This is a genomic window from Kitasatospora sp. NPDC004669, assembly GCF_040609455.1.
GTDB lineage: Bacteria > Actinomycetota > Actinomycetes > Streptomycetales > Streptomycetaceae > Kitasatospora.
The window spans coordinates 1-7,415 of sequence record NZ_JBEXKB010000099.1 but is presented as its reverse complement, the minus strand read 5'-3'; the positions used below and the strand labels follow the sequence as shown (position 1 = coordinate 7,415).

Genomic DNA, 7,415 nt, shown 5'->3' with positions numbered 1-7,415 from the left:
AGCTATTGCAAGCGGAACATGAACCATGGTCATGCTGAGGCGTAGACGGCGTTCTCGATATCGTTGACTGGGATTCTTCTGGTATATGCCCCAACCCGTATGGAGCCCACGGGGTGGGGATCATGGGCCCGGTCTTCTCGCCGAGGATGGTATTCATTTCTTGCGAATATCCGTCCTTCTCGCCCTTCAGCACTCCACTGAGATAGGAGTAATTTGGGTCATTTCCCGAGACCGTGAGGGGCGCATAACTGCGGCTCGTCTGGCCGTGTTTATAGTCGGAGATGGCTTGCTTCGCGCCGAGATCCAAGCCAACCTTGTAGCCCGCGTCCCGGCCCCTGGGGTTATCATCTTGCGCGACGTAGCGGTGGATGTTCGGAGCTGCCGACACTGCGTGCAATGTGGTCGGGACGGTACTCGCCAGCGCCGTGCCGCCGCCTCCCAGGAGCACGCCGCTCATCGCTATCGCGGCGGCTGAGCCCAGCCGACTCGCCCGTTTGATTCCTTTGATTCCTTGGCGCCGAGAACCTCTTTCTGGCATTTCGAATACACCCTTCGTTAATTTTTCTACCTTTCCTCCGCCTCCTCCTTACTCACTGAGTCTACGTCGCGTCGTTTTGATGTCCACGGGCCGGACAGCCAGGCAAGCGCGAGTCGATGGGTGCGGCATCCGAGGCTTTCACAAGAAACTCTCACACCGTCAATCGTTTTCGAGCGTAATCCTGCAGTCTCTGCGCCAGGGCCGTTTCAAAGTCCTGGTGAGCATGTGAGTCCGCAGGTCCCTGAAGGGGCGGTATCGGTCAAGTACCTTCGGGGGGATTTTTCGGCAGGGTCCGGTTGGTTGCGAGCACGCGAGTAAGACGTCCGAGGTCAAGGCGGAGCGCCATTCCAGCCAAGGACAGCCGAAGCGTCAGTCAAAAGAAGGGCCAGACTCCCGCGCGGTGCCATCCACATCCTCACAGTCAGGGGATGTTCAGGAGGTCGAGCGGCCTCCAGCGCTCGCGGCCCCGGCCGGGGAGGAGAAGCCGAAGAAAGCGAAGGCCGGCAGTGTGGCGAAGCCGAGTGCGTTCGACCCCTGCGCCAGTACCGGGGAGCGGACCGGCTCGGTGACGGTGGCACGCGGGCACGCTGAAGAGCTGGTCGAGAGCGAAGGCGAGGGCGGCTCCGTAGCCGTGAAGCTCGGCGTGTGGATCTCCAACACGAACAACCGCAGCGCGAAGCTCAGCAAGGAGCAGCCGGCGACGGTGGTCGGGCCCGGGCCCGACTGGCGCTGACCCGGCCGGGCCCGGTGCCCGTCGAAAGGCCGTCAGGCCGTCTCTGCCCGCCTGTACCCGCCGCGTTGGAGGAACGGGCGGCGGCCGGGCCAGGCGGAGGCGGCCTGACGGCCTTTCTGGGGCCGCCGCGCGCCCTGCCCGCCCGTCCCACCGCGAGCGGCCGGCACCAGCCGGACGCGAGAGAAGAAGAGGCCCGCCGCAGGCGCGGCGAACCCTCAACGTCACCGCCCCAACCAGCCAACCACCAACCGCAAAGCCAAGGACAGGAAGGGGAAGGAGAGGGCTGTCGGGGTGGTGAGTTCACCTTGACGGCCACTCACCACGGCATCCGACCTGCGTGTTTGCCTGGCATCCGGGCGCGGTGGCCGGGAGGGGCGGCAATTGGTTGGCGCGCCGGTTCGTAACCCCGGCTAGCGCACCCGTTGTCGGATCGTGACCGCACGGGCCGGTCTTGGGGAGAAATGTGGGGAGAACCGCGACCTGCGGACGTCGCCTCGTCCTGCTCAACAAGCACGCGATCAGCGCCCACCGAGGGCTGATCGTCTCCGGCCCCGCCGGCACCGGCAAGACCATCGCCGTCACCCAGCTCGGACGGACCCGCGAACTCCTCGACCAGGCCCGCCATCCGCACACCAGCGGCCGGATCCCGGTCGTTTACATCACCGTCCCACCCGCCGCGACCGCCCGCTGGCCAAGGGCGAGAAGCTCACCGTCCAGTTCCGGATCGCTGCCACCGCCAAGGCCCCGGTCGGCAAGTACGGCGGCAACTACGACGGCGCCTCGGAGACCTTCGACAACGACAAGGTCCCCACCCCGGCCAACAACAAGCCGAACGCCTGCACACAGTTCCTGGGCGAGTACCCCAGCGAGTTCCAGGTCGCCGAGGCGGGCGGGACCTCCACCCCCGCTGCGACCACCGCCCCGGCGGCCGCCGCCCCGTCCGCCTCCGCGTCGCCGTCGGCGGGCCCGCACCTGGCCGAGACGGGCGCCTCCTCCAACACCCTGCCGATCGCGCTCGGAGGTGTCGCGATGCTTGCCGCAGGCGCTGGCACGCTGCTGTTCCTGCGCCGCCGCAAGGCGGGCGCGCGCAGCTGATCGACCGCCAGGGAGGCCAACCGAGGGGCGCGGACAACCGTTCGCGCCCCTCGATGGTCTTTCCCGCCGAAGCGCACCGACCCGCCCACCGCCGGAGCCTGACCGGGAGTCCCCCCGGCTGACCGGTCGGGTGGAGATCCTGACCCGTCTCCCGGTCCCGCCGGCCGCAAGCTGCGCCAGGCGGTGGACTACCAGACGGAGGAGGAGTTCTGCCCCGCGCGCCTGGCCGAGCGGACAGCCAAGCAGGACCGTGCGGACGCGGTGGATGCCCGGCGGCGAGCCGCGCGTGCGAGGGGCCGCCCGTTCCTCGACTTCCCGCTGGTGCGCGGCTCGATGTGGCTGCGCTGGTCCGGCCACGACGGCATCCGCACCCTGCACCACGGCGTCGGCCTCGCCTGCGGCTGGACCGAGCGCGACGTCGACGGCCTGGACGGCTGGGTGGCCCTGGTCGAGGGCCGGATTGTCCTCGGCGCCCGCCCGGACGGCGGCGTGCCGGAGCCCGTCGTGCACGCCGAGGCGTGGCAGGCTCGACGACCTGTGGTGGGAGGTCCGCCTCCTCCACGAGAAGCTGTGCCCGCCGTGGAAGTGTCCGAGGGTGTGACCCTTTGGGCTAGCGGCAGAGTTCGAAGACGATGTCGTCGAAGTCGGGGAACTCCTTGCCTGCCTGCTCGATGATGGCCTTGGCTGGGCGCCACCGGTTGGGGGCGAACTGCTCCGCGATGGCGGTTCGTTGCGGGCTGGGGTTCGGCTTCTGGTCGAGGTGGTGGTCGGTGGATGCCTCGGAGGGGCCGATGCCGGCGGCGAGGACCCACAGGAGGTCGGCGAGGTCGGCCGCGATGACGCCGGTCTCGCCCTCGGATCCCATGAAGACGACCGGTTGGTCGGTGAGCGGGCGGTCGGGGCGGGCCAGCCAGAACGCCGCGTACCCGCCGGAGCCGTCCTGCCCGAACACCCGGAAGTTCTCGCCGGTCAGCTCGTCGTTGCCGGTCCAGGCACGGAGCCAGTCGGTGGTGTCCTCGGCGCAGAGGAAGGTGTCGAAGGGCTCGAAGTCGATGCCCGCGCCGCCGTTGTAGTCGAACGGCACGGCCAGCGCGGCGGCCAGTGCGGTGGGGAAGCGTCGATCATCGGTAGCTGTCACGCGCAGAACCTACCGGGGCCGTGTCGGTGTCGGGTCGTAGGGTGCGGTGGGTGACGACTTCCGACTCGTATTCCGGTCTGCCCGTGACTGGGGTTCTGCCGGATCCGTGGGTGGTGGTGCGGGGGACGGACTGGCTGTCTCTGGACACCGGGTTCGGACCGGACGGGGAGGTGCCCCGGGTGCTGGCCAGGCTACTCGGTCCGGACCTGACCGTGGAGGAGACCGGGCAGGCTCTTGGTGACCTCGGGCTGCGGCATCAGAACACGATCTACGAGGCGACCGTGCCGGCGGCGTTGTGCATCGCGGCTGTCCTGGCGCGCCGTGCGGAGCGATACCCGGGGGCGGCGGGCGGGGTGTGCGTGCTGCTGCTGGAGTGGCTGGCCGATGTCGCCCACGACTTCGACGCCGCCTGCCCGCCGGAGCTCCAGAAGGACTTCGACGACGTCTTCGTGGACGGCTACACCCCGGTGATGGCCGCTGTGCGTGCCCTGAGACCGGCGCTGCACCAGGCCGTCGCCCCGTTCCTCGACGCCCCTGGCCTCGGAGTCGCCGACACCGCCCTGTCCGCCGCCCTGGCGTTCGCCGAGCACCCGGGCCTGGCCGGGCACCGTGACGGCCTGGCCGGACGCGCCCGCCGCCTCCTGCTCACCAGCGACACCCGGTGGCGGCGCAGGCAGGCCCTCGACGCCCTGACCGCCTGGGGCCACGACACCACCGGTCTGACCCGGCCCGGCGACGACAATCGCAGCCCGTACGTCACTGGCTCGCCCCGGCCAGGCGGTGGCTGGGACCCCGGCGACCCGCCGTTCTGACGTCGACCTGCCGTGCACCCAGCAGGAGCTGCGCGAGCCGATCGGTGGCTACTACTCGGCCGGCTGGCTGGACCTGGCGGTACGGATCGCCCTGGACGACCTGGGCGACGACCTGCCCGACCGGCACTGGGTGGCGTTCGGTCGGGCCCGCTGGCACTGGCGGGAATTGTGCGTGTACTGGCGAGACCGGCCGGGACCGACTCGCTGACAGTCTCGCTCCTCAACAACTTCTGGGATGGGCGTGGGCGGTCCGCGCAGGGCCGCTGCGGGGCCTGGGCGGCCTCCTGCATCGCGTGGGGCCAACCGGGGCCACTAAGCGGGTTGGTGCCAGCGTTCTAGGCGATGCGGATGGCCTGGTCGCAGCGCGGGCAGGTCCGGCTGCGCAGTTCGGGTGGCCACCAGTGTTGGCCGGGTTCGGTCGGCTGCCACGAATTCCTGACCATCTCGGCGGTGTCGAGGCCGCAGGCGGTGACCGGGCCGGGGCTGCTCGGCAGGTCCGGATCGGACGTGGCCGCGTGCACGACCACCAGGTCGGGCGAGCCGGGGTTCTCCAGGACGACGATCACGTTCACCGTTCCAGCCTCGGCGTACCGCGGCCGTGACGCACCCGCTGGTACGGCCGACCGGCCGCATCGATCGGGAGGTCATGAGTCATGACCTGCTTCTGATTGAGAACGCAAAATGGCCTTGATCACCAATTTGTCTGGACCACTTGCCCGACCGCTTTGCGGACCGGACGGACGGCAGCCACTCCGCCAGATGGTGACTGTAAGTGCACACCACTCGCCGAGACCCCGCCGGAGCCCGGGCCCCGCCACGAACCCGGCCGAAACATCGGAAATAGCAGACCGGAGCGTTCAGGAAAAGGGGACGGAATCGCATTCACGGTAATCTCCTGAATTCGCATCAGAAAGACCTCGGAAAGACCGTTGGAGAGCCGGTGTTCGCTTCGGGGGAGCCTCGCCGCCCCCGGTGGCGGCCCCGGCCCGCGCCCACCGCCGTCCCGGCCGCCTCGTCGGCGCCCACTGCATCGGTCGCTTCGGTCGCTGCTGCCCCGGCCTGCCGTGGTCGGGGCAGCAGCGGCCGGGGCCTGGACGGCGAACCCCCGGCCTGCTCCGACCGTGCTGGGCCCGCCGGGGCCGCTGGTGCTGCGCCTGCCCGGGTGGTGGGTGTCGGGGGCGGCCATTGGTAGGTGGTGCCGGGGGTGCGGCCGCGTTCCGGTCTGCCGGTTCCGATCGCCGACGGTCGGGGGGCGGGGGGCGTGGTTCGGGCTTGGTGTGGGGTCAGGTGAAGAGGTCGGGGTGGGGGCAGGTTTCGAGGGGGTCGTCGGGGCGGTCTGCCCATTGCCACCAGACGTGGCCCCGGGGTCATCCCCAGACGCCGCGGCATGTGCGTTTACCGTCGTCCTCCCGCTGGAAGAGGGCCATGGCGAGTCCCGTGAGGGGTTGTTCGCACGTTGGGCAGGTCGGCCGGTTCTCCTCGCAGGACATGGCGCGGACGGTACAACAACCGTTTGTCAGGGAGCGCTCTCGCCTGGCTTGTCGAGGAGGGTCAGGTCCTCCTCGGTCAGGCGCAGGGCGCCGGCGGCGATGTTCTCGGTGAGGTGCGCCGGGTTCGTGGTGCCGGGAATGGCCAGCACGTGCGGACCGCGGTGGAGGGTCCAGGCGAGACGCACCTGGGCCGGCGTCGCATCATGGGCACGGGCGACTGCGTGGACGCGCGCGTCCTGCTCCTGGGCCGCGGCTGCCTCGCGCCGCAGGCCGGAGACGGCGAAGAACGGAACGAAGGCGATGCCCTGCTCCAGGCACAGGTCCACCACTCCGCTCTCGTCGGCGCGACGCCAGTCCAGGCCGTAGGAGTTCTGCACGCAGACCACGGGCGCGATGGCCTGGGCCTCGGCCACGTGCTCGGGCCGGACGTTGGAGAGTCCGAGGTGCCGGACCAGGCCCGCCTCGCGCAGCTCGGCGAGGGCGCCGAAGTGCTCGGCGATCGAGGTCGTCCCGGGGCCGTTGCGGCGCAGGTTCACCACGTCCAGGTGGTCCCGGCCGAGCTGGCGCAGGTTCTCCTCGACCTGGCCGCGCAGCTGGTCGGGGCGGGCCATGGTGAGCCACTCGCCGGAGGGATCACGCCCCGGGCCGACCTTGGTCACCACGACCACGTCGTCACGCCAGGGCGAGAGTGCCCGGTTGATCAGCTCGTTCGCGGACCGCAGCGGGGAGAAGTAGAAGGCGGCCGTGTCGATGTGGTTGACCCCTTGCTCGAACGCGCTGTGCAGCAGGCGAACGGCGACATCGCGGTCGATCGGCGTACCGTCGGAGTTTCCCATCATGCCGTTGCCGGTCAGCCGCATCGCGCCGTAGCCGACGCGGTTCACCTCCAGATCGCCGAGCTTCCACGTCCCCGTCCCTGCTGTGCTCACCGTTCTCCTTCACTCGTCGGACCGTCAGGTTCTGGAGTATGGGGCGGTCGCGGCGTGCTGCGACAGGCCGACGGACTGGGCGAATCGTCACATCCGTATCGGGAACGAACCGTCGCCGCCCAGCCGTTGGACCTGCCGAGAGAGGCTCAGCCAGGCCATCATTCCGGTGATCACGCCGCCCCTGCCGGTGACGCGGCAGACCAGGTGCTTGCCGCGGTGCTGCCGCATACGGCGCGTTGCGCACGTTCGTCTGTACCGGGCCGTGCACTTTCACGGCTCTGGCAAGATTTTCGTAGCCGGAGATCACCCCGGGCCAGCGGTCGACTGGTTTGCCAGTGGGCAACCTCTGACTGTGTCCTGTTGAACTATCCACACTGTTACCGCAGTTGGCCAATGTGCTGATTGTCTCGGTCGATGTTTCCGATGCTGTCGTGGCGGTCCGCGCCCGCACACGCTCCGGCGTTCCAGCGGCGTGTACGGGATGCGGCCAGCTGACCGAGTGGTGCCACAGCCGTTATGTGCGGCATCTCGCCGATGTCGCGCTCGGCGGCCGGCCTCTCCGAATCGACTTATCCGTGCGCCGCGTGTACTGCGAGAACTCGGCCTGCCCGAAGGTGACCTTCGCCGAGCAGGTGCCGGGGCTGACCGTGCGCTACCAGCGGCGCACCCCGCTGTTGCAG

Annotated in this window: 9 protein-coding genes and 1 pseudogene; 6 read left to right on the top strand and 4 right to left on the bottom strand. The window is 69.5% G+C overall.

Features of this window, described 5'->3' with window-relative positions:
• Positions 1 to 457: hypothetical protein (locus ABZW30_RS42115; protein WP_355676606.1), on the bottom strand; the 457-nt coding region annotated here is incomplete at its 3' end.
• A gap of 589 nt (positions 458 to 1,046) precedes the next feature.
• Between ABZW30_RS42115 and ABZW30_RS42110 the strand changes: the two genes are divergently transcribed.
• From ABZW30_RS42110 to ABZW30_RS42100, 3 genes and pseudogenes are all read left to right on the top strand, one after another.
• Positions 1,047 to 1,271 carry a hypothetical protein gene (locus ABZW30_RS42110; RefSeq protein ID WP_355676605.1) on the top strand — a complete coding sequence of 75 codons (225 nt, stop codon included), beginning with the start codon at positions 1,047 to 1,049 and terminating at the stop codon, positions 1,269 to 1,271.
• A 472-nt stretch (positions 1,272 to 1,743) separates the two neighbouring features.
• Positions 1,744 to 1,959, top strand: a pseudogene (locus ABZW30_RS42105) (ATP/GTP-binding protein); the annotation flags it as partial.
• Positions 1,959 to 2,366: an LAETG motif-containing sortase-dependent surface protein gene (locus tag ABZW30_RS42100; protein WP_355676624.1), complete on the top strand. Its 408-nt coding sequence runs from the start codon at positions 1,959 to 1,961 to the stop codon at positions 2,364 to 2,366. The pseudogene ABZW30_RS42105 and the gene ABZW30_RS42100, both read left to right, overlap by 1 nt.
• Before the next feature lie 610 nt (positions 2,367 to 2,976).
• On the opposite strand, the gene ABZW30_RS42095 is transcribed toward ABZW30_RS42100, so the two are convergent.
• On the bottom strand, positions 2,977 to 3,504 hold the full coding sequence (locus ABZW30_RS42095; RefSeq protein WP_355676604.1) for an SMI1/KNR4 family protein: 528 nt from the start codon (positions 3,502 to 3,504) through the stop codon (positions 2,977 to 2,979).
• Between the two features lie 83 nt (positions 3,505 to 3,587).
• Here ABZW30_RS42095 and ABZW30_RS42090 point away from each other — a divergent pair, with 83 nt between their 5' ends.
• Positions 3,588 to 4,316, top strand: a complete 729-nt coding sequence (locus ABZW30_RS42090; RefSeq protein ID WP_355676603.1) for a hypothetical protein — start codon at positions 3,588 to 3,590, stop codon at positions 4,314 to 4,316.
• Positions 4,285 to 4,524: a hypothetical protein gene (locus tag ABZW30_RS42085; protein WP_355676602.1), complete on the top strand. Its 240-nt coding sequence runs from the start codon at positions 4,285 to 4,287 to the stop codon at positions 4,522 to 4,524. Before ABZW30_RS42090 ends, ABZW30_RS42085 begins: the two co-directional genes overlap by 32 nt.
• A 127-nt stretch (positions 4,525 to 4,651) precedes the next feature.
• On the opposite strand, the gene ABZW30_RS42080 is transcribed toward ABZW30_RS42085, so the two are convergent.
• A complete protein-coding gene (locus ABZW30_RS42080) occupies positions 4,652 to 4,888 on the bottom strand; it encodes a hypothetical protein (protein ID WP_355676601.1) in 237 nt (78 codons plus the stop codon).
• A 944-nt stretch (positions 4,889 to 5,832) separates the two neighbouring features.
• On the bottom strand, positions 5,833 to 6,735 hold the full coding sequence (locus ABZW30_RS42075) for an oxidoreductase (protein WP_355676600.1): 903 nt from the start codon (positions 6,733 to 6,735) through the stop codon (positions 5,833 to 5,835).
• A 395-nt stretch (positions 6,736 to 7,130) separates the two neighbouring features.
• On the opposite strand from ABZW30_RS42075, the gene ABZW30_RS42070 reads away from it, so the two are divergent.
• Positions 7,131 to 7,415: transposase family protein (locus ABZW30_RS42070; RefSeq protein WP_355676623.1), on the top strand; the 285-nt coding region annotated here is incomplete at its 3' end.